Here is a 20,519-nt window from a genome sequence, read left to right as displayed (position 1 = left end):
CGGCGCGCGCGGCAAATACCAACAAGGATCAGGAAAAGCGCGATGAGCGAACGTGAATCAATGCCCTGCGACGTCGTGATCGTCGGCGGTGGCCCGGCAGGTCTCTCCGCGGCGATCCGTCTGAAGCAGATCAATGCCGAGCTGGAAGTGATCGTGCTCGAGAAGGGCTCGGAAATCGGCGCGCACATCCTGTCGGGCGCGGTGGTCGATCCCAAGGCCTTGGACGAGCTGCTGCCCGAATGGCGCGATATGGGCTGCCCGATGGCCCAGACGCCGGTGACCGATAACTGGCACTGGGTGCTTTCCAAGGGGGGCAAGACCTCGATCCCCCACGCTGTCATGCCTCCGCTGATGAGCAACCACGGCTGCTACACCGGATCGCTCGGCAATCTGACGCGCTGGCTTGCCGAACAGGCCGAGGGGCTGGGCGTGATGGTATTCCCCGGCTTCCCCGCTGCGGACGTGATGATCGACGAGGATGGCCGCGTCGCCGGTGTCATCACCCAGGACATGGGCGTCGCCGCCGATGGCAGCCACAAGGGCGATTACACCCCCGGCATGGAGATCCACGCCAAGTACACCGTCTTTGCCGAAGGCGCGCGCGGCAACCTGACCAAGCGGATGAAGGCGAAGTATGACCTTGAGGCGAATTGCCAGCCGCAGGTCTATGGCCTTGGCATCAAGGAATTGTGGGATATCGATCCCAAGAAGCACAAGCCGGGCCGCGTTATCCACACGCAGGGCTGGCCGCTGACCGAGAGCGACAGCTGGGGCGGGGGCTTCCTCTACCATCAGGCAAACGGTCAGGTGGCGTTGGGCTTCGTGACCGCGCTCGATTACAAGAACCCCTGGGTCTCGCCCTATCAGGAGTTCCAACGCTGGAAGAACCATCCGGCGATCCGCGAATATCTCGAAGGCGGCAAGCGTGTCAGCTACGGCGCGCGCGTGATCAACGAGGGCGGCTGGCAATCGGTGCCCAAGCTCGCCTTCCCCGGCGGCGCGCTGATCGGCTGCGCGGCGGGCTTTGTGAACGTCCCCCGCATCAAGGGCAGCCACACCGCGATGAAGAGCGGGATGCTGGCGGCTGAAAGCATCGCGGCGGCCATCGCGGCGGGTCAGGAAAAGACCGAGCTGATGGATTACGACGCAGCCGTTCGCTCCAGCTGGATCGCGACCGAACTGAAGCTCGTCCAGAACGCCGAGCCTGCGGTCGCCAAGTTCGGCGGCGATATCGGCACGGTGCTGGCGGGCATCGACATGTGGATGCGCACGCTGAAGATCGGCCTGCCGATTTCGATGAAGCACCATGCCGATTACACCAATACCGGCCGCGCCGATCTTTACCCGAAGATCGATTACCCCAAGCCCGATGGCGTGATCACCTTCGACCGCCTCACCAACGTCGCCTACAGCTACACCAACCACGCCGAGGACCAGCCCTGCCACCTTCAGGTGAAGGATTGGGAATTGCAGAAGGACAGCGAGCTGGCCGTGTTCGGCGGTCCTTCCGCGCGGTATTGCCCGGCGGGCGTCTACGAATGGCTGACCGACGAAAAGACCGGCGAGCCCAAGTTCCAGATCAACTCCCAGAACTGCGTCCACTGCAAGACCTGCGACATCAAGGACCCCAACCAGAACATCAACTGGGTGACGCCGGAAGGCGGCGGCGGGCCGAACTATCCGAATATGTGAGGTAAGATTACTATAGCAAACTTCTCAACCACTTAGCAGGTGATTAGTGGAAGATCATGCAATCTACAGATCTCCGGATGGTCCGATTACGGGTCTCATTCTATTTGTAATAGGCTGTAGCACGCTTGCGCTCCCGCTGTGGGTATCTGAAAGTGACTTTTTGGGAACACGTATCCGACGAGGAGGCGCGCTCATCAAGCTAATCGAGCAGACGATAGGATGGACTGCTTTCACTATACTAATGATGATGTTTGCTGTTTGGTGCATTACGGTTGGCATCGCCGCCTTTTGGAAAATGATCAACAGCGAACCAGATGTTCGTGCAGACGGCGATCAAATCGAGTTCCATCCTGCGCTTAGGCGTGAGCCAGCAAGGTGCAATGAAATCGATTATTGGACTTTGCACTTTGCGAGCGGTCACCCCGTATTGACGATCTATTTTTTCGAGAAGTTCTGGTCCTTGCAAAGCAAATGGCCAAGAAAATCGATGACGCTTGAGGGTGGTCGCGAGGATTTGGAAGACCTCGTGCAGTTCTTCTCCAATCATCCATATATGTCCTCCCGTTTCCGAGGGTAACCAGCCCTAGAGCTGAGACAATTAATGACCCTCACCGAAACCGCCTACGCCAAGATCAACCTCGCGCTGCATGTCCGCAGGCGGCGGGAGGACGGGTATCATGAGCTTGAGACCCTGTTCGCCTTCGTCGATGCGGGCGATGAATTGACGGTCGCAGAGGCCGACGCCGATAGCCTGACAATCACGGGCGAATTTGGCGACGGGCTTTCCAACGGGCCGGACAATCTCGTGCTCCAAGCGCTGAACTTCATGCGCGGCATGGTTCGGCCCGGAATGGCTCCGATCCCACCGCTTGCCATTCGTCTCGAAAAGAACCTTCCCGTGGCCGCCGGGATTGGCGGCGGATCAGCCGATGCCGCAGCAATGATCCGACTGCTTGATCGGCACTATGTTCGCAACGGTGACATGAAAGAACTGGTGATCGCCAGCAACCATCTGGGCGCGGATATCGGGGCCTGTATCGTCAGTATGACCCGGATCGGCACCGGGTTGGGCTGGGAACTTGCGATGCCAGCAGATGATGATGTGCGCGGCACCCCCGTGTTGCTGGTGAATCCGCGCATGCCGCTGTCGACCGGGCCGGTGTTCAAAGCTTGGGATAGGCAGGATCGCGGGGCGCTCCCCGAAGGTCCGGCGAGCCGGATCGCGAGCGAAGGGCGGAACGACCTCGAAGCCCCCGCCATCACGCTCTGTCCGGTGATTGCCGAGGTGCTCGCTGCCCTGCAAGACACCAATCCCTGGCTCGCCCGCATGTCTGGCTCGGGCGCGACCTGTTTTGCGCTCTACGACACCCCCGCAGCCCGCGATGCGGCGGCGGCGGCGATGCCTGCCGGGTGGTGGACCATGGCAGGGCGGCTGCGGTGAGCTATCCTCATTCCCGTTCGTGTCGAGCGAAGTCGAGACACCCCGCACAGGCCTCTCGACTACGCTCGACGCGAACGGAGTTGATGGCATGAGCGAAGCCTTCCGCCAACTTGGCACGCCTTCGCCCGGCGGGATCGTCTGCACTGCCGACCATGCCTCGAACCACGTGCCTGCAGACATCGCCCTCGGCATCCCCGCGCACCTGCTGGGCGAGCATATCGCGGTCGACATTGGCACCGAGGCCATCGCTGAACACCTCGCCCGCGACCACGCCATCCCCGCCCACATTGCCGCTGTCAGCCGCCTCGTCTGCGATCTCAACCGTGAGGAAACCGCCCCCGGCCTCGTCCCCGAAGCCAGCGACGGCCACCCGATCCCCGGCAATGTCGGCGCGGACCGCGAGGCGCGGCTGAGCCGGTTCCACCGCCCCTATCACAGCGCACTGGACCAATGGCTGGCGGCTGCCGAGCCCAAGCTGATCCTCTCGCTCCACAGCTTCACCCCGCGCCTTGCCAGTCGCGACGAGCCGCGGCCATGGCAGGTCGGCGTGCTCTACAACACCGATGATCGCGCCGCGCGCATCGCTATCCCGCTGCTCGAAGCCGAGGGTCTGAACGTCGGCGACAACCTCCCCTATTCGGGCCGCGATCTGAACTACACCATGAACCGCCATGCCGAGGCGGCGGGGCGGCCCTACCTCGGAATCGAGCTGCGGCAGGACCTCATGCAGACCCCCGCCGATCAAGCCCGATATGCCGCGATATTGGCAGATATTGCGCAAAGGGTTGCGTCGGCGCTCACCTGAAGGCAGGGGACATTTCACAAATAGCCTTCATCGGGAAATCTTATGTCGCAGAAGTTTGACAAGTCGAAGCTCCCCAGCCGCCACGTTTCGGTCGGGCCGGAGCGCGCGCCGCACCGCTCCTATTACTACGCGATGGGCATGACCGAGGAAGAGATCGCCGCGCCGTTCGTGGGCGTGGTGAGTGCGGGCAACGATTCGGCGCCGTGCAACACCACCCTGAACGCGCAGGCCGATATCTGCCGCGAAGGCGTGATCGCAGGCGGCGGCACCCCGCGCCGGTTCAACACCATCACCGTGACCGATGGCATCGCGATGGGCCACCAGGGCATGAAATCCTCGCTCATCAGCCGCGAGATCATTGCGGATTCGATCGAGGTGTCGGTGCGCGGCCATTGTTATGACGCGCTTGTCGGCTTTGCGGGCTGCGACAAGAGCCTGCCGGGGATGATGATGGCGATGCTGCGGCTGAATGTGCCGAGCATCTTCGTTTACGGCGGATCGATCCTCCCCGGCACCCACCGTGGCAATGATGTGACCGTGGTCGATGTGTTCGAGGCGGTCGGGCAATATGCCGCCGGAAATTGCCCCCTGACCGAGCTGATCGCGCTCGAAAAGGTCGCCTGCCCGGGCCATGGCGCCTGCGGCGGCCAGTTCACGGCCAACACCATGGCCTGTGTCGGTGAAGCCATCGGATTGTCGTTGCCGAACAGCAACATGACGCCCGCACCGTTCAGGTCGCGCGATGATATCGCGGTCGCCGCTGGCAAGCAGGTGATGGAGTTGATTGCGCTCAACCTGCGCCCGCGTGACATCTGCACGCGCGAGGCTTTCATGAACGCCGCGCGCGTCGTCGCTGCCACCGGCGGTTCGACCAACGCGGCGCTCCACCTGCCCGCGATGGCGAGCGAATGCGGCATAGACTTCGATCTGTTCGACGTTGCCGAAGTTTTCAAATCAACGCCTTACATCGCAGACCTCAAGCCGGGTGGTAAGTACGTCGCCAAGGATATGCACGAGGCGGGCGGGGTCTACATGGCAATGAAGACGTTGCTCGACGGCGGGTTTATCGATCCCAATCCGATCACCGTCACCGGCAAGACCATCGGCGAGAACCTTGAACAGATCACCTGGAACCCCGATCAGAAGGTGTTCTACGATGTGAAGACCCCGATCACGCCCACCGGCGGTGTTGTGGGCCTCAAGGGCTCGCTCGCCCCCGATGGCGCAATCGTGAAGGTCGCAGGGATGGCGCGGCTCGAGTTCTCTGGCCCAGCGCGCGTGTTCGATTGCGAGGAAGACGCCTTTGCCGCGGTCGAACAGCGCGACATTGCCGAGGGCTGCGTCATCGTGATCCGCTACGAAGGGCCCAAGGGCGGCCCCGGCATGCGCGAGATGCTTTCCACCACCGCTGCGCTCTATGGCCTCGGCATGGGCGAGAAGGTGGCGTTGATCACCGATGGCCGGTTCTCCGGCGCGACGCGCGGCTTCTGCATCGGCCATGTCTGCCCGGAAGCGGCGGACTGCGGTCCGATTGCCCTCGTCGAAGATGGCGACATCATCAGCATCAACGCAGAGACGGGCTCTATCGAACTCGAAGTGGCCGAGGATGTGCTCGCCGAGCGTCGCAAGGCGTGGCAGCCGCGCACCAACAACTACCAGTCGGGCGCCCTGTGGCGATACCAGCAGGTCGTCGGCTTGGCACGCTATGGCGCGATCACCCATCCCGGCGCCAAGGCGGAAACCCATGTCTTTGCGGATATCTAGCACGCTGGCAGCCTTCGTTCTGCTCCCGGCATGCGGCGCCCCGGAAAGCCCGCCGCCCCCGGGGACGAAGGTCGATTGCGCGCCTGCGGGCGTGGATGAGTTCAGCGCGCAATGCACGGCCGAAGTTTCGGCAGAGGGTGGCACCCGTTTCGTGGTGCTTTGGAACCCTGACGGCTCGTTCCATCGCCTAAGGGCCACCGGAGACGAACGCTGGCTCGAGGCTGCCGACGGGGCGGAGCAGGCGCGGGTCGAATATGCCGAAAGCACGCTGACCATCGGCATCGGCGGTGATAGATACATGCTGCAAGCCGACCTGATGGCGCCGAAACCTGGTGGCTGACGCGCAGATCTTCACCGCTGCCCAGATGCGCGCCGCCGAGCAGGCGCTGTTCGACGCGGGGACCTCTGTATCCGACCTGATGGAGACCGCCGCGGGCGGTGCGGCCGAGTGGATCCGCCGGGTCGCCGCAGGTCGTGCGGTCACTGTGCTGTGCGGCCCCGGTAACAACGGCGGAGACGGATATGTCATTGCCCGGCGCCTGCGCGAGGCGGGGAATGCGGTGACTGTCGTTGCGCCGCTTGATCCTGCCACCGATGCCGCAAAGGAGGCGCAGCGGCGCTGGGGCGGGGCGGTCAGCACTTCGGGCGGGGTGGAAGGCGATGTGTTCGTCGATTGCCTGTTCGGTTCGGGTCTTGCGCGTCCGCTGGTGGCTGAACACGCGCTGCTGCTGCGCGATCTGGCCGCCCGTCACCGCTTCAAGGTCGCCGTCGATCTCCCCTCGGGCGTCGCTAGCGACAGCGGAGCGGTGCTCAACGAGCGGCTGCCCGCCTTTGACCTGACCCTGGCGCTGGGCGCATGGAAGTATGCGCATTGGAACCTGCCGGGCCGCAAGCTGATGGGGCAGCTGCGGTGTGTGCCGATCGGCATCGCACCTGTCGCAGGCGCAGCGCAGCTTGTGGCGCGCCCGCGCTGCACTCTGCCCGCGACGGACAGCCACAAGTACCGGCGGGGGCTGCTCGGCATAGTCACTGGCGCTATGCCGGGTGCGAGCCTGCTGGCTGCCGCCTCCGCGCAGCACGCCGGGGCGGGCTATGTGAAGCTCTTCGCCCGCGAGGCAGACCCGCGCACGCCGCCCGATGTTGTGACCGACACCGCGCCGCTGGCCGAAGCGCTCGCCGATCCGCGCCTTGCCGCTGTCCTGATCGGGCCGGGCCTGGGGCGGGACGATGCGGCACAGGCTTCGCTCAAGGCTGCGCTTCGGCAGGCCCCGGCGCTGGTCCTCGATGCCGATGCGCTGATGCTTCTCGCGCCTTCCATGCTTGCCCGTGACCTGCCGATCCTCGCCACCCCGCATGATGGCGAGCTTGAGACCCTGTGCCGCAGCTTCGGGATCATCGCGGAAGGGCGGCGCGAGCGGGCTCTGGCGCTTGCCAGAGTGAGCGGGATGGTTGTGCTCGCCAAGGGGCCGGACAGTGTGGTGGCTGGGCCTGACGGCCGCCTCGCGCTTGCTCCGCCTGCCACGAGCTGGCTTTCGGTCGCCGGGACGGGCGATGTGCTTGCGGGGATCGCGGCGAGCCGCATGGCGACGGGCGCCGATCCCTTCACCGCCGCTTGCGAGGCGCTGTGGCTCCACGGAGAGGCCGCGCGGCGGGCCGGAGCCGCCTTCACGCCATCGCAGCTTGCCGAAAGGGTGCCGGAGGCGCTAGCGGCCTGCCTGTGACCCTTCCTGAACCCATTATCCGCCTCGCCGCCAAGGGCGACGGCGTGACCGCCTCTGGCCGCCACATCGCAGGGGCAGTGCCGCGCGACATGGTGGACGAGAGCGGCGCGATCACGCCCGGCCCGCACCACATTGCGCCCGCCTGCCGCCATTTCAACACATGTGGCGGCTGTCTGTTGCAGCATGTCGACGATGCCGCGCTGACCGATTTTGTGCGCGACCGGGTGGTCCATGCCGCGCGGGGGCAGGGGCTGGAGCCGGGCGAACTGCTTCCCGTCCACCTTTCCCCGCCCCATGCCCGCCGCCGCGCGGGGCTGCACGGGCTTCGCACGGCCAAGGGCGCGGTGCTCGGCTATCGCGAGGGCGGGTCGCACCGTGTCGTCGATCTGGCGGAATGCCCGGTGCTTCACCCGCGACTGGCCGCACTGATCCCGCCCTTGCGCCGGTTTGTGGCGGCGCATGGGCCCAAGGCCATGGTGGGCATTGATCTGACTTTGGCCGATCAGGGGGTCGAGGCGAGCATCTCGCAATTCCCTCTCGAAGGCTTGGGCCCGACTGAAGCGGCGCTGGATTTTGCACGCGATCAAGCGCTTGCGCGGCTTTCTTTCGATCAGGGCTACGGTCCGGAGACGGTATGGGAGCCCGAGCCGGTGACGGTGACGCTGGCAGGCGTGCCGGTCGGCCTGCCGCCGGGCGCATTCCTGCAAGCCACCGCGGATGCGGAGAACCGCATGGTCGCCGATGCCGCCGAATGGTTCGTGGGCGCGCGGATCGTGGTCGATCTCTTTGCGGGGCTTGGCACCTTCGCGTTTGGGCTTCGCGACGGGCGCAAGGTGCTGGCTGTCGAGGCTGAGCGCGCCGCGCACCTCGCCTGCAAGGCCGCCGGGCCGAGGGCGGGGGGAACAGTGCTGGCGCTGCACCGCGACCTGTTCCGGTCTCCGCTCCAGCCTGACGAATTGAACCGTTTCGACGCCGTGCTGCTCGACCCGCCGCGTGCCGGAGCGCGGGCGCAAGTTGCTGAAATCGCGGCAAGCACTGTGTCGCGGGTGGTCTATGTCAGTTGCAACCCATCAAGCTGGGCGCGCGATGCAGCGGTGCTGGCCGGAGCGGGTTTCAAGCTCTCGAAACTGCGTCCGGTAGGCCAGTTCCGCTGGTCGACCCATGTCGAACTGGTGAGCCTGTTCGAGCGTTAAGCCTTTAAGCTGGCGAGGATTTGCGCTTCCAGCCAGTCGCGGTGTGCGCGTTCGACATAGGCGTGGCCTGCCCCTTCACAGCGGCCGATGCGCGGATCGCTGCGGTCCCATGCTGCCTCGAACACCTGTGCCGTGCGGTCGGCTGTTGCGAGCAGGATACGCACCGGGCCCGCGAATCCTGACAGGCCCGCCGCCATCTCCCGGGCGAGACTGGAAGGCGGAGGCGCGGGGCGCAGGGCTTGCGCCATGCCGCGCGCAAGCTTGCTGAAGTCCACTCCGCCGCCCATCAATCGCATGATTTCACGCGGGTTCTTGAGCTTTTCTAGATAGCGCGCACGGATTGCGGCCGGGGGCGGGGCGCCATCTTCCGCACCGCCGCTCTCGTCCTGCTCGATTGTCCAGGGGTTCGATAGCACCAGCCCATCGCATCCAGCCCCTCGAGCCAGCATCAGCGCCGAGGCAGCATCGCAATTGCCGAAAGCCACCACCCGCGTAACCTGCGGCGCCATTGCCCGGAAAGCATCAAGTGCGGATGATATATCCTTGTCCGAATGGCGAAAACCGCGATTCTCGCCCTCGCTGTCACCTATGCCGCGGCGGTCAAAGCGGAACACCGGATAGCCTGCCGCCGCGATCCGGGCGGCCATGCCTGCATGTCCGCCGAACGCGCCCGAGCGGATCTCGTTGCCGCCGCTGACAATCAGCAGGCCGGTGCTGCCGGACGCCGTATCGAGCGTCCCTGCCAGCGTCAGGCTGCCGCAACCGAAGGTGAGAGAATGCCGGGTCATCGCGCTGTTTTCCCGACACTTTCGGTGATCAGCGCCGCGAGCCGGTCGGCTTGCCCGGCATCCTCGGCAGGTTCGGCGCGCAGCCAGAGGCCGGGGCCGCCGATAGCACTCTGGGCAATGTCGGACTGTCCGGGGGCCAGGCTTGGCTCGGCCCTTTCGAGTTCGCGGAACATGGCGGGGCCGATGTCCCACCCGCCAAGCACCAGTCCATGCGATCGGCCAACGGCATTAAGCGCTTCAGAACTATCGGCAATTCCTGCCTCGCGCGCGGCGATGGTGCGGGCGCGGATCATGCCGCGCAGCATTTTGGGGCCGGACTGTGCGGCATAGTGCCAACCCGGCAGCCCGGACGGTGCGACCAGCGCTCCGGCGCGGATGGCCAGCACATGGGTCGCCCCGAGCACCAAGCCGGCCTCTGCCATTGCCGAACGCCAGCCTGCAAGTGTCTGATTTTGCAAAGGCGCAAGGCTCTCGTTGCACCCCGGCAGATCGGGGAGCAGACTGTCGATCCCCGCCCGATCCAGCCGCCGCATCACCTCTACCGTGAAGCGCCGCAGCTTGTTCGCCTCGTCGAACCACGCGGGGCAGACCAGCACCCTGACATCGCGGCCCCGATCAAGGGCGAGCAGCAATTCTTCTCCGGCCGGGGCGCCCTCAAGAGGGGGTGTGTTCCACGTGGAAATCACGCGAGGCGGGCCTGGAGGGGGTCTAAGGGGGGTCTAGCGGGGGTCTAGCTTCGCACGCGCGAAGGCCAGCAGGCCGCCATAGGTCTCGAGCATCTCGCCATCGACGTCGTCATCCTCGATCACGATGCCGAGCCGGTCTTCCATCTCGGTCAGCAATCCTGCGACTGCCATCGAATCCAGTTCCGGCAGGTGGCCGAACAGCCCCGATTCCGGACCGAACGCTTCGGCCTGCGCCGGATCGAGACCCAGCACATCGGCGATCAAGCCTTTGAGTTCGCGATCAAGCGCGGCCTCGCCGGCGGCGCTGTCGATGTTCGGCAATGTGATCATCGGCCCAACCCTTGTATGGGCGCAAAATCCCTGTTCTGCGCCGTGGCGGCGGGGCTTAGCCATGCGCGGGCGCGGGTGCAAGCATTCCGCGGGGCAGGGGCGGGCGTCAGGCGCGCTGGCGGCGCAGCATCCGCTTGGCGAGCGGGCCCCAGCTGCGGGTCTGTGCCGGGTCGAGACAGTCGATGCGGAAGCGCGGGCGCACCTCCTCCATCCAGTCGGCCTTGTAGCTCTGGTCGCCCGTGCCGAAGTCGACGAGCGTGACCTTGTCGATGTCGATGACGTGGCGGAACAGAGCGGCAGTCAGCGTGGTTCCGGCAGACAGCGGCTTGTGGCTCTCAAGATGTGCGAGCTTGTGGATATAGGCAATTGAATTTTCGACGGTCCAGCACTGCGCCGCAACTGCAATGCCATCGGCCCGCGCCACCCCCAATCGCAAACGTCCCGCCGCGCCTTCGCCTTGCGCAAAGGCGCGCAGCATCGCGGGTTGATCCTCGGCCGGCTTCCAGCTGGCGGCATAGATCGCCTCGTAATCGGCCCAGACAGCCGCGTCGAAGCGGGTCAGTACCTCGACCTCGACCTTCTTTGCCTTGCGTTTCAGCGTGGTGCGCAGCGGTCCGGGGCGGCTTTCCCAATATTCGTCAAAGCTGCGACCGCGGACGGGCAGGATGTGATTGATATCGCAGGGCTCCGCCGCCACCTTCCATCCCGCCGCACGGAAGGCGCGCGCCAATCGCTCTGCAGAGCCATCCTCGCCCGGTACGGGTTCCAGCGTGACGCGATACCCGCGCGTCTTCAGCTGCCGTGCGATCGCTTCCAGCAGCCGGTCGCCCGCTGCGCCGGGCGGAGCAAGCTCACGCCAGGTGAAGCTGTACCAATTGCGCAAGGGCGCGATTCGCCCGGAATCCTCGGTCAGGGCAAGCGCGGCGGTGTCCCCGGCATGGTCGGCGATGGCGATCAGCGGCGTCAGCCCGGTCTCTGCCAGCAAGGCATACCACTCGGCGCGGTCGAACGGCGCAGGCGTCTCGCAGGCCTTCAGGGCTTGCAAGACGTTAACGCTATCGTGATACCGCGCTTCGATCACTGAGAAGAATGCTCCCGTCCATGCCGCTACCGCCCGATCCCGCCCTGCGCCCGCTCGATCACCTTGCCGAAATGGCGGGGGCGGCGGGGCGCGGGGAGGCACCGGCGCTGGTGCTGCGAGCAGGCACGCTTAACCACAATCAGTTAAGACAGCGTGTCGCGCTGCTGGCGGGATGGCTGGCACTGCAAGTGCCGGAGAAGGGCGCGCGGGTGGCAAGCTGGGCGGCGAAGGGGGAGCTGACCTGTCTGTTGCCGCTGGCGGCGGCGCGCGCGGGTTTGGTGCACGTGCCCATCAATCCGCTGCTGAAGCGGTCGCAGGCAGCGCATATTCTTTCAGATAGCGGCGCGAAGCTGCTGATCGGCACAGGCTCGCGCCTCGCCTCGCTGGAGCCGGGCGATCTGCCTGCGGGATGCGCGGCGCTGGGCGAGGGCGAGGCACTGGCGGCGGCAGAAGCGGTGGGGCGAGAGCTGGGGCCATCCGAGGACGATCCGGCGGAACTGGCCGCGATCCTCTACACCTCCGGATCGACCGGGCGGCCCAAGGGCGTGATGCTGAGCCATGCCAACATGTGGTTGGGCGCGGTGAGTGTGGCACATTACCTCGGGCTGGCGGGCGATGACGTGACGCTGGCGGTGTTGCCGCTGTCTTTCGATTACGGGCAGAACCAGCTGCTTTCGACCTGGTATGCGGGCGGGGCGTTGGTACCGCTCGATTTCCTTTTCCCCAAGGATGTGGCGAAAGCCTGCGCGAAGCATGGGGTGACAACGCTCGCCGCGGTGCCGCCCCTGTGGGTGCAACTCACCGAGACCGACTGGCCCGAGGAAGCCCGCGCGCCCCTGCGGCGGCTGACCAATAGCGGCGGCGCGCTGACGGTGGATCTGGTGCGGTCCCTGCGCGGGATGTTCCCGGCGGCGCGGCTGTTCCCGATGTATGGCCTGACCGAGGCGTTCCGCTCGACCTATCTTGATCCGTCTTTGGTAGATTCGCATCCAACATCAATGGGTAAGGCCATACCCTTCGCAGAGATTCTGGTTATCAACGACGCGGGTGAGGTGGCCGGCGACGGCGAAGAGGGTGAGCTTGTCCATTGCGGCCCGCTGGTCGCGCAAGGCTATTGGCAAGACCCGGAGCGCACGGCGGAACGCTTCAAGCCCGCGCCCGCTGCTTCGGCCTATGGCGGGATGGCGGTATGGTCGGGTGACCGGGTGCGGCGCGATGCCGCCGGGCTGCTATATTTCGCGGGGCGTAGGGACGCGATGATCAAGAGCGCGGGTAACCGCATCAGCCCGCAGGAGATCGAGGAAGCGGCGCTCGCCACCGGGCTTGTTGCCGAGGCCGTCGCGCTCGGCGTGGCGGATGCAAGGCTCGGTCAGGCGGTGCATCTCGTGGTGCGCGGCGGTGCGGAGGGGCGCGAGGAACTCCCAAAGCGTCTCCAGCGGGACCTCCCCAATTTCATGCAACCCCAGCATATCCATTGGCGCGAGGCGATGCCATTGAACCCCAACGGCAAGATCGACCGCACCGCCTTGCAGGCCGAACTCAATCAGGAATTTGTCCCATGAAGCCCGTCGGCCCGATCCCTCCCGGCTACGAGACCATCGCGGGTGAGCTTGCCATCGGCGGCAAGCGCGCGAGCGAGCTGGTGGCCGAGGCAGGGCGCACGCCGCTGTTCGTCTATTCGCGGGCGCACCTCGATGCGCGGGTGGCGGACCTGCGCGCCGCGCTGCCGAAGCGGGTGGGCCTGAACTACGCGGTCAAGGCCAACCCGCACCTTGCGGTGATCGGGCATATGGCGCCACTGGTGGACGGGTTCGACATCGCCTCCGCGGGCGAATTGGCCTTTTGCCTGGCGGTAGGGATCGATCCGGCGCGGATCAGCTTTGCCGGGCCGGGCAAGCGCGACGACGAGCTGGAAGCCGCGATTGCCGCAGGCGTAACGCTCAATTGCGAGAGCGAGGGCGAGGGCGCGCGTGCGCTCGCGATTGGCCAGCGCCTCGGCAAGGCGCCCCGCATTGCGATCCGCGTGAACCCGAGTTTCGAAATGAAGGGCTCGGGCATGAAGATGGGCGGCGGGGCCAAGCAGTTCGGCGTTGATGCCGAGCGAGTGCCCGACCTGGCCCGCCATGTGATAGCAGAAGGTGCGGAGTGGCGCGGTCTCCACATTTTTACCGGCAGTCAGACCCTGAGCGCCGATGCGATCATCGAGGCGCAGACCAACGTGCTGGAACTGGCGGCGAATCTCGCCGACATCATCGACCATGGCCTGCCCAAGTTGAACATGGGCGGGGGGCTGGGTATCCCCTATTTCCCGGGCGATGTTCCGGTCGATCTCGGCAAGGTGGGCGCGGCGCTGGCAGAGCGGCTCGAACGGCTCCCGCCGGTGCTTGCTGAGACCGAGCTGTGCATGGAGATGGGCCGCTATCTGGTCGGCGAGGCGGGCGTTTACCTGACGCGCATCATCGACCGCAAGGTCAGCCACGGGGTGACCTACCTCGTGACCGACGGGGGCCTGCATCACCAATTGGCCGCCTCCGGCAACTTCGGCACCGTGGTGCGCCGCAACTATCCTTCTGCAATCGCAACGCGTTACGGCGCGGAGGCGACAGAGGAAGTGAACATCGTCGGCTGTCTGTGCACCCCGCTTGACCGGCTTGCCGACAACGCCGCCATGCCCCGTGCCGATGTTGGCGATCTGGTCGCGGTGTTCTGCGCCGGAGCTTACGGAGCGACCGCTTCTCCCAGCGCCTTCCTTGGCCATGGCCCGGCGGCTGAAATGCTGGTCTGAGGCACTCCCGGCGGGGGGCCGTTAACCCCTGCCAATGCGCTGTCCCGATCCGGGATAGGGGCCGATTTGCGGCTGTATAACTAACAATATGTTCACCATTTCCGGCGACAAGAACCCCGATATCCGGGTGCTTCGTGTCGCAGGTCGCTCCTGCGCGAATACGGGGCGCCCCAAAATGGCCAAGGATCCAAATCAATGTCGTACCCCCTGCCTCTGAAGCGCCTCGCGGTTCTCGGACTTTCCGTGGCCTTGCTGGGGGGCTGCGCGGCCGCAGGCACGGAGCTTCCTTCGGCAAGCTACGGAGACGGCAGCGTCGTCCCGTCCGAGGAATACACCATCGGCCCGCTTGACGAGATCACCATCCACGTCTGGCGCAATCCCGAACTCTCCGCTGACAAGGTCCGCGTGCGCCCCGATGGCCGGCTGACGATCCCGCTGGTGCAGGACATTCCGGCGGTCGGCAAAACCGCGACCCAGCTTCAGGAATACATCGCGGGCGAACTCGCGAAGTATATCGAGCAGCCGATCGTCTCGGTGATCGTCAACACGCCCGAGGGTAACTTCACCCAGCAGGTGCGCATCATCGGTGCGACCCCGCAGCCGTCCTCGCTGCCCTACCGCGCCAACATGACCGCGCTTGATGCAATGATCGCGGTGGGCGGGCTCAACGAATTTGCCGCGGGCAACCGCGCCAAGCTGATCCGGCTGAACCATGAAAACGGCACGCAGGTCGAATACCGGCTGCGTCTGGCGGACCTGATCCGCAAGGGCGATTCCAGCGCCAATGTGATGCTGAAGCCCGGCGACACGATCATCATTCCCGAGAGCCGGTTCTAAGGGGCTGCGCGGGGAATGAGCGAGATCTTCGACGAACTGCGCGCAGCGCTCTGGTCGGTGTGGCACCGCCGCTGGATCGCGATTGCGACCGCATGGGGCGTGTGCGTGCTGGGGTGGCTGGTGGTCAGCATGATCCCCAACACCTACGAATCCAAGGCCCGCGTCTATGTCGACGTGCAGGACGTGCTCTCCAAGCAGCTCGGCATTGCCGGTGACGGCAAGGAAGAGATCATGCGCGTGCGCCAGACCCTGTCGAGCGCCAAGAACCTCGAAAAGGTCATCACCTCCACCCGTCTGGGCGAAGGCATCACCGAGCGCGGTGCGCTTGATGCCGCGATTGGCGAGCTGGAAAAGACGGTGAAGGTCACCAGCGAGCAGGACAACCTGTTCGAGATCACTGCCGGAATTGGCCGCAGCGACCTTGGTGATGCCGAGAACGCCGTACTGGCCCGCGATGTTGTGCAGAAGCTGCTCGACATCCTGCGCGAGGAGCACGTGATCGGCAACCGCGCCGGGATCAGCACCGCGATCGGCGATCTCGACCGCCAGCTGGACGAGCGCAAGCTTGAGCTTGAGCAGGCCGAACAGCGCCGCCTTGTGTTCGAAGCGCAGTATCCCGATCTTGTCGGCGGCTCCGAAAGCCTGTCGAGCAAGGTCCAGCAATCGCGCACCGAATTGCGCGATGTGGATGCCGATCTGGCTGCGGCGCAAAGCGCGCTGGCGGCGATCTCGGGTCAGGTGGCGAGCACGCCGCGCACCATCGCTGGCGGCCCGCAAGCGACCGGCCCGCGCGCCGCGCTGCTTCAGGCCCAGAACCAGCTGGCCGAACTGCGAGCTCGCGGGTTGACCGACAGCCACCCCGATGTGGTGTCGACCACCCGTCAGGTCGCGCTGCTGACCAAGCAGGCCGCCGGTGCGGGCGAGGATGCGGGCGGCGCGCCCAATCCGGCCTATTCCTCGCTTATCGCGATCAAGAGCGAGCGTCAGGCTTCGGTGGAAGCCCTGCAGGCCCGCCGCGCCGCGCTCCAGAGCAATTTTGCCGCGCTGATGGCCAGTCAGGCGAGCGAGCCGACCGTGGCCGCCGAAGCCAACCGCATCAGCCGCGATTATGACGTGCTGCGCCAGAATTACGAAAAGCTGCTTCAGGACCGCGAGGCGCTGCGCACGCGCGGCAAGGTCGAGGACAAGGCCAGCCAGTTCCGTTTCGACATCATCCAGCAACCGGGCGTTCCGCAGAAGCCCGCCGCGCCCAACCGCCCGCTGCTGCTGCTGGGCGTGCTGATCGTCGGCCTCGGCGCCGGGGTGGCGACCGCCTATGCGCTCAGCCAGCTCAAATCGAGCTTTGCCACGCCGCAGAAGCTTGAGCGTGCCTTTGACCTGCCCGTGATCGGTTCGATTTCGCTCACCGTCTCCGACGCGGCCCGCATGGCTGAAAAACGCCGCCTCAAGCAGTTCGCAGGGGCCTGTGCGGGCCTCGGCGCCATGTTTGTGATCCTGCTCGCGATCGAGGTCGTCTCGATCGGGACGATTGCGTGAGGGTGGGGGCAAGAACATGACCGACCAAGGCAAGATAAACCGCGAGGGGGCACGGCCCGCATCGCTGTTCGAGCGGGCGGATGCCGCCTTCGGCCTCGATCCGCGCGCCGCAGCGCCCAGCCTGCCCGAAATGCCGCCTGTGCCGCAGGCGCTGCGCCGTCCTGCGCCGCAACCGCAATCGCCCCCGCAGCCGGAGCCGCAGGCACCCGCCGCGGCCCAACCGGTCGCTTTGGCCAAGGCCGAACCCGCCGCGCCGCAACCCGCGCCCACCCCGCCAGCGCCGCGTGCCGTCGCCTTCACGGGTCCGCGCGTCAGCATTGACCGCGAGCATCTGCGCGATGGCGGTCTGATCGTGCCCGAAGATCCGGTCACCGGGCTTCTCGAAGAGTTCCGCATCGTCAAGCGCGAGCTGCTGGCCGATGCCCGTGCGGGCGATACGCCGCTTGCCCGCCGCATCCTTGTCTGTTCGCCGCATCCGGGCGAGGGCAAGACTTACTGCGCGACCAACCTCGCCATCGCGCTCGCGGCCGAACGCGGGCTTGAGGTGCTGCTGGTCGATGCCGACGTGGTGAAGCCTTCGGTGGCACTGCGCCTCGGGATCGAGGCCGAACAGGGCCTGATGGACGCGCTCGCCGATCCGTCGATCGAGCCTGAAAGCCTCGTCATCCGCACCGATATCGAAGGGCTGTTCGTGCTGCCTGCAGGCACGGCCACCGCGCTCGACGCCGAATATCTCGCCAGCGCCCGCACCGGCGAGGTGCTCGACCGGCTGACGCAGGGTGCGCCCGACCGGATCCTGATTTTCGATACGCCGCCCGCGCTTGCCGCATCGCCCGCTGCCGAGCTTGCCCAATATGTCGGGCAGGCGCTGCTGGTGGTGCGTGCCGACGAAACCAGCCGCGCCGCGCTCGAGGATGCGCAGCAGCTGCTTTCGGCCTGCAGCGACATCAAGCTGCTGTTGAATGCCGCGCGCTACAGCCCTTCGGGCCGGCGCTTCGGCTCCTACGGCACGAAGGGGAACTAGACATGCGTGCCCGGATATTCGCAGCCGCACTGCTGACTGCCGGCATGATCGCCGCGTCGTCGGCTCCGGCTATGGCACAGGACATCGGTCAGGGGCAGGGCGGCAATACGCCCGGCCAGCGCGGCAATCGCGTGGTGCAGCCCTATATCGAAGTCGGGCAGGTCGTCTCGGCCGAACTCAGCCCCGGCAGTGATGTGGTGACCTTCACCCAGGTCGCCGTCGGCGTCGATATCAACGTGCAGGGCCGCAACAGCGGCGCGGCGGTCTCGGTGCGCTACGAACGCAACATCGGCTACGGCGATGACAGCATCGACAGCAACACGATCAGCGGTGTTGCGCGCGGCACTTTGGCGCTGGTGCCGAACACCCTCAGCCTTGAAGCCGGCGCGCTGGCCTCGCGCACGCGGATCGATGCAGGCGGCGGCACCACCGCCAATCCGCTGCAACGCGACGATGCGGAAAGCCGCTTCTACAGCGCCTATGCCGGGCCGAGCCTCAACACCCGCATCGGCGATGTCGGCGTGGAGGGCGTGGCGCGGGTCGGATACAACCGCTTTGAAGCGGACGATGCGCTGGTCACGCAAGCGGGCAACAGCGTCGATGTGTTCGATGACAGCGTGACCTATCTGGGTCAGCTGCGCGCCGGTGTGCGTCCGGGCGAAGTGCTGCCCGTGGGTCTCGCCGTGACGGCCGGGGGCTTCCAGGAAAATATCAGCAATCTCGATCAGCGCGTGCGCGACCTCTACGTGCGCGGCGATGTGACCGTGCCGCTCACCATCGACCTCGCGCTGGTTGCCGGGGCGGGTTACGAGGATGTCGAGATTTCGAGCCGCGATGCGCTGCGCGATGCCAATGGCGTGCCGGTGATCGGGGCCGATGGCCGTTTCGTCACCGATAGCAGCGCGCCGCGCCGGATCGCCTTCGCGGTCGACGGATTGTTGTGGGATGTCGGGGTGCTGTGGCGCCCCAGCTCGCGCACCAGCCTTCAGGCAGCGGTCGGGCGTCGGTATGATTCCACCACCTATTACGGCACCTTCACCTATGTCCCCAGCCAGCGCAGCGCCTTTGCGGTGTCGGCCTATGACGGGGTGAGCGGCTTTGGCGGGTTGCTCAACAATTCGCTCGCCGGGCTCGACAGCGATTTCGAGGCGATCCGCAACCCGGTGACCGGCGACTTCGGCGGGCTGGTGAGCGGGGCCGAGGGCCAATCGGTGATCGGCGGGATCGGATCGACACGCTCGGCAGCCTTCCGCGGGCGCGGGGTGCGCGCTTCCTATGAGCGCACCGTGGGGCGCACCACAGCGGCGCTGGGCGCAGGTTATGACCGGCGCACCTTCATTGCGGCGGCGGGCACGGTGCTGTCCCCCGTCAACGGCCTTACCGATGAAAGCTACTACGTGATCGGCGGCCTCTCCCGCGAGATCGGGCAGAACGCCAACATCACCACCAACGCCTACGTCAACTGGTTCGACGGGGCGGGCAATAACGACGTGACCGCGGTCGGCGCGTCGGCGGCTTACAACCAGTCGATCACCCAGCGCCTTGTGGGCCGCGCGGCGATTGCGGTCGATTACTTCGACAGCCAGTTCACCGCGCAGGACTTCGCTTTTGCGACCGCGCTGGTTGGTCTGCGCTACAACTTCTGACGGGGATACGCGGCTCATGTACGAACAATTTTACGGTTTCAGCGGACGGCCCTTCCAGCTTACGCCCGATCCGCAGTTCTATTTCGAGAGTACCAGCCACAAGAAGGCGATGAGTTATCTCGGCTATGGCCTTGCGCAGGGTGAGGGCTTCATCGTCATCACCGGCGAGGTCGGCGCGGGCAAATCGACGCTGGTTGCGCACCTGATGGAGCGGATCGATCCGGCAGCGCTGACGGCGGCGCAGGTGGTCACCACCGCGCTGGACGGGGCCGAAGTGGTGCATGTCGTCGCGCAGGCCTTTGGCCTTCAGGTCGACGGGCATGACAAGGCCGCCGCCCTGGGCGCTATCGAGCGCTTCCTTCAGGATGAAGCCCGCGCCGGTCGCCGCTGCCTGCTGGTCGTGGACGAGTGCCAGAACCTTGATCTGGGCGCGCTGGAAGAGCTGCGGATGCTTTCCAACTTCCAGCTCGGCTCGCACCCGCTGCTGCAAAGCCTGCTGCTCGGCCAGCCTGAATTCCGCCGCACGCTCGCCCATCACCCGGGGCTCGAACAGCTGCGCCAGCGGATCATCGCCTCGCACCATCTCGAAGCGCTGGATGCGCACGAGGTCGAACTTTACGTGCGCCACCGCCTTGGCCATGTGGGCTGGAACGGGCGTCCGGAATTCGAGCCGGGTCTGCTCGATGCGCTCTACCGCCACACCGGCGGCATTCCGCGCCGGGTCAACCAGGTGATGAACCGCCTGCTGCTGCTCGGCGCCATCGAGGCGCGCGACGAGCTTTCGCTGCCGATGCTCGACGATGTGATCGCCGAAATGACCGCCGACCAGAACCGCGGCGCACGCGGGCAGAGCGATCTGCGCACCGCGCCCGCTGCCGTCCCGGCTTCCGCCCCTATTGCCCACGACAGCCTGCCTGCAAACGAAGTGGCCGCCCTGCTGGCCGAGCGCGACGCGCGCACCGCCGAACTGGAAGCCGCGATCAGCGAATTGCAGGCGGCCGGCGTCAGCCAGCACGGTGCCGACGGCGAAGCGCTTTCGCCCGAGGACATGCGCGTGGCCGAGGCCCGCCTCGCCGCGGCGCTTGAACGCATCGAAGCGCGGCTTGAGGAGCAGGAGCAATCCTTCCGCCACGTGCTGACCATGCTGATCGAATGGCTCGAGGAAGATCCGTCGCGCAGGGCCGCGTGAC

At 66.0% G+C, this 20,519-nt stretch carries 19 protein-coding genes; 14 read left to right on the top strand and 5 right to left on the bottom strand.

The window, feature by feature from the left end; all coding sequences use genetic code 11:
* The first annotated feature begins 42 nt into the window (after positions 1–42).
* Positions 43–1,692 (top strand): electron transfer flavoprotein-ubiquinone oxidoreductase, encoded by a 1,650-nt coding sequence (locus tag KVF90_RS12485; protein WP_264391902.1) that lies wholly within the window; start codon positions 43–45, stop codon positions 1,690–1,692.
* 238 nt (positions 1,693–1,930) lie between these two features.
* Here the strand turns inward: KVF90_RS12485 and KVF90_RS12480 are convergent, their stop codons facing one another.
* The gene (locus KVF90_RS12480; protein ID WP_264391901.1) at positions 1,931–2,239 is read right to left on the bottom strand and encodes a hypothetical protein; all 309 of its coding nucleotides are present in this window, start codon (positions 2,237–2,239) and stop codon (positions 1,931–1,933) included.
* Between the two features lie 54 nt (positions 2,240–2,293).
* On the opposite strand from KVF90_RS12480, the gene KVF90_RS12475 reads away from it, so the two are divergent.
* The 6 genes from KVF90_RS12475 (at position 2,294) to KVF90_RS12450 (ending at position 8,616) form a co-directional block, all read left to right on the top strand.
* Entirely contained in the window at positions 2,294–3,133 is an 840-nt protein-coding gene (locus KVF90_RS12475; protein WP_264391900.1) for a 4-(cytidine 5'-diphospho)-2-C-methyl-D-erythritol kinase, read from the top strand.
* Between the two features lie 88 nt (positions 3,134–3,221).
* Positions 3,222–3,938: an N-formylglutamate amidohydrolase gene (locus tag KVF90_RS12470; protein WP_264391899.1), complete on the top strand. Its 717-nt coding sequence runs from the start codon at positions 3,222–3,224 to the stop codon at positions 3,936–3,938.
* Between the two features lie 42 nt (positions 3,939–3,980).
* Entirely contained in the window at positions 3,981–5,702 is a 1,722-nt protein-coding gene (gene ilvD / locus KVF90_RS12465) for a dihydroxy-acid dehydratase (RefSeq protein ID WP_264391898.1), read from the top strand.
* Positions 5,683–6,042 (top strand): hypothetical protein, encoded by a 360-nt coding sequence (locus tag KVF90_RS12460; RefSeq protein ID WP_264391897.1) that lies wholly within the window; start codon positions 5,683–5,685, stop codon positions 6,040–6,042. The genes ilvD and KVF90_RS12460 overlap by 20 nt, the downstream gene beginning before the upstream one ends.
* Complete coding sequence (locus KVF90_RS12455) at positions 6,032–7,423, top strand: NAD(P)H-hydrate epimerase (RefSeq protein ID WP_413677032.1); 1,392 nt, start codon at positions 6,032–6,034, stop codon at positions 7,421–7,423. Before KVF90_RS12460 ends, KVF90_RS12455 begins: the two co-directional genes overlap by 11 nt.
* Positions 7,420–8,616 carry a class I SAM-dependent RNA methyltransferase gene (locus tag KVF90_RS12450; protein WP_264391895.1) on the top strand — a complete coding sequence of 399 codons (1,197 nt, stop codon included), beginning with the start codon at positions 7,420–7,422 and terminating at the stop codon, positions 8,614–8,616. Before KVF90_RS12455 ends, KVF90_RS12450 begins: the two co-directional genes overlap by 4 nt.
* Here the strand turns inward: KVF90_RS12450 and KVF90_RS12445 are convergent.
* The 4 genes from KVF90_RS12445 to KVF90_RS12430 all read right to left on the bottom strand — a co-directional run bounded on the left by KVF90_RS12445 (position 8,613) and on the right by KVF90_RS12430 (position 11,501).
* Positions 8,613–9,404 (bottom strand): hydrolase 1, exosortase A system-associated, encoded by a 792-nt coding sequence (locus tag KVF90_RS12445; RefSeq protein WP_264391894.1) that lies wholly within the window; start codon positions 9,402–9,404, stop codon positions 8,613–8,615. The two genes, KVF90_RS12450 and KVF90_RS12445, sit on opposite strands and share 4 nt — an antisense overlap.
* On the bottom strand, positions 9,401–10,036 hold the full coding sequence (locus KVF90_RS12440) for a hypothetical protein (RefSeq protein WP_264391893.1): 636 nt from the start codon (positions 10,034–10,036) through the stop codon (positions 9,401–9,403). The genes KVF90_RS12445 and KVF90_RS12440 overlap by 4 nt, the downstream gene beginning before the upstream one ends.
* Positions 10,037–10,123: 87 nt before the next feature.
* Positions 10,124–10,420, bottom strand: coding sequence for an acyl carrier protein (locus KVF90_RS12435; protein ID WP_264391892.1), 297 nt, complete (start codon positions 10,418–10,420; stop codon positions 10,124–10,126).
* 106 nt (positions 10,421–10,526) lie between these two features.
* The gene (locus KVF90_RS12430; protein ID WP_264391891.1) at positions 10,527–11,501 is read right to left on the bottom strand and encodes a GNAT family N-acetyltransferase; all 975 of its coding nucleotides are present in this window, start codon (positions 11,499–11,501) and stop codon (positions 10,527–10,529) included.
* Positions 11,502–11,521: 20 nt separating this feature from the next.
* Here KVF90_RS12430 and KVF90_RS12425 point away from each other — a divergent pair, with 20 nt between their 5' ends.
* From KVF90_RS12425 to KVF90_RS12395, 7 genes are all read left to right on the top strand, one after another.
* A complete protein-coding gene (locus KVF90_RS12425; RefSeq protein WP_264391890.1) occupies positions 11,522–13,063 on the top strand; it encodes an acyl-CoA ligase (AMP-forming), exosortase A system-associated in 1,542 nt (513 codons plus the stop codon).
* Positions 13,060–14,286, top strand: a complete 1,227-nt coding sequence (locus KVF90_RS12420; protein ID WP_264391889.1) for a pyridoxal-dependent decarboxylase, exosortase A system-associated — start codon at positions 13,060–13,062, stop codon at positions 14,284–14,286. The genes KVF90_RS12425 and KVF90_RS12420 overlap by 4 nt, the downstream gene beginning before the upstream one ends.
* A 195-nt stretch (positions 14,287–14,481) precedes the next feature.
* On the top strand, positions 14,482–15,123 hold the full coding sequence (locus tag KVF90_RS12415) for an XrtA/PEP-CTERM system exopolysaccharide export protein (protein ID WP_264391888.1): 642 nt from the start codon (positions 14,482–14,484) through the stop codon (positions 15,121–15,123).
* A 15-nt stretch (positions 15,124–15,138) separates the two neighbouring features.
* On the top strand, positions 15,139–16,659 hold the full coding sequence (locus KVF90_RS12410; RefSeq protein WP_264391887.1) for an XrtA system polysaccharide chain length determinant: 1,521 nt from the start codon (positions 15,139–15,141) through the stop codon (positions 16,657–16,659).
* Positions 16,660–16,675: 16 nt separating this feature from the next.
* Positions 16,676–17,683 (top strand): AAA family ATPase, encoded by a 1,008-nt coding sequence (locus KVF90_RS12405; protein ID WP_264391886.1) that lies wholly within the window; start codon positions 16,676–16,678, stop codon positions 17,681–17,683.
* A gap of 2 nt (positions 17,684–17,685) precedes the next feature.
* Positions 17,686–19,329, top strand: coding sequence for a preprotein translocase subunit YajC (locus KVF90_RS12400; RefSeq protein ID WP_264391885.1), 1,644 nt, complete (start codon positions 17,686–17,688; stop codon positions 19,327–19,329).
* A 16-nt stretch (positions 19,330–19,345) separates the two neighbouring features.
* A complete protein-coding gene (locus tag KVF90_RS12395; protein ID WP_264391884.1) occupies positions 19,346–20,518 on the top strand; it encodes an XrtA/PEP-CTERM system-associated ATPase in 1,173 nt (390 codons plus the stop codon).
* The last annotated feature ends 1 nt before the right edge of the window (position 20,519 follow it).

This window comes from Porphyrobacter sp. ULC335, from assembly GCF_025917005.1.
Taxonomy (GTDB): Bacteria; Pseudomonadota; Alphaproteobacteria; order Sphingomonadales; family Sphingomonadaceae; genus Erythrobacter.
The sequence above is the reverse complement of the archived record's forward strand: the minus strand, read 5'-3'. Positions and strand labels throughout refer to the sequence as shown.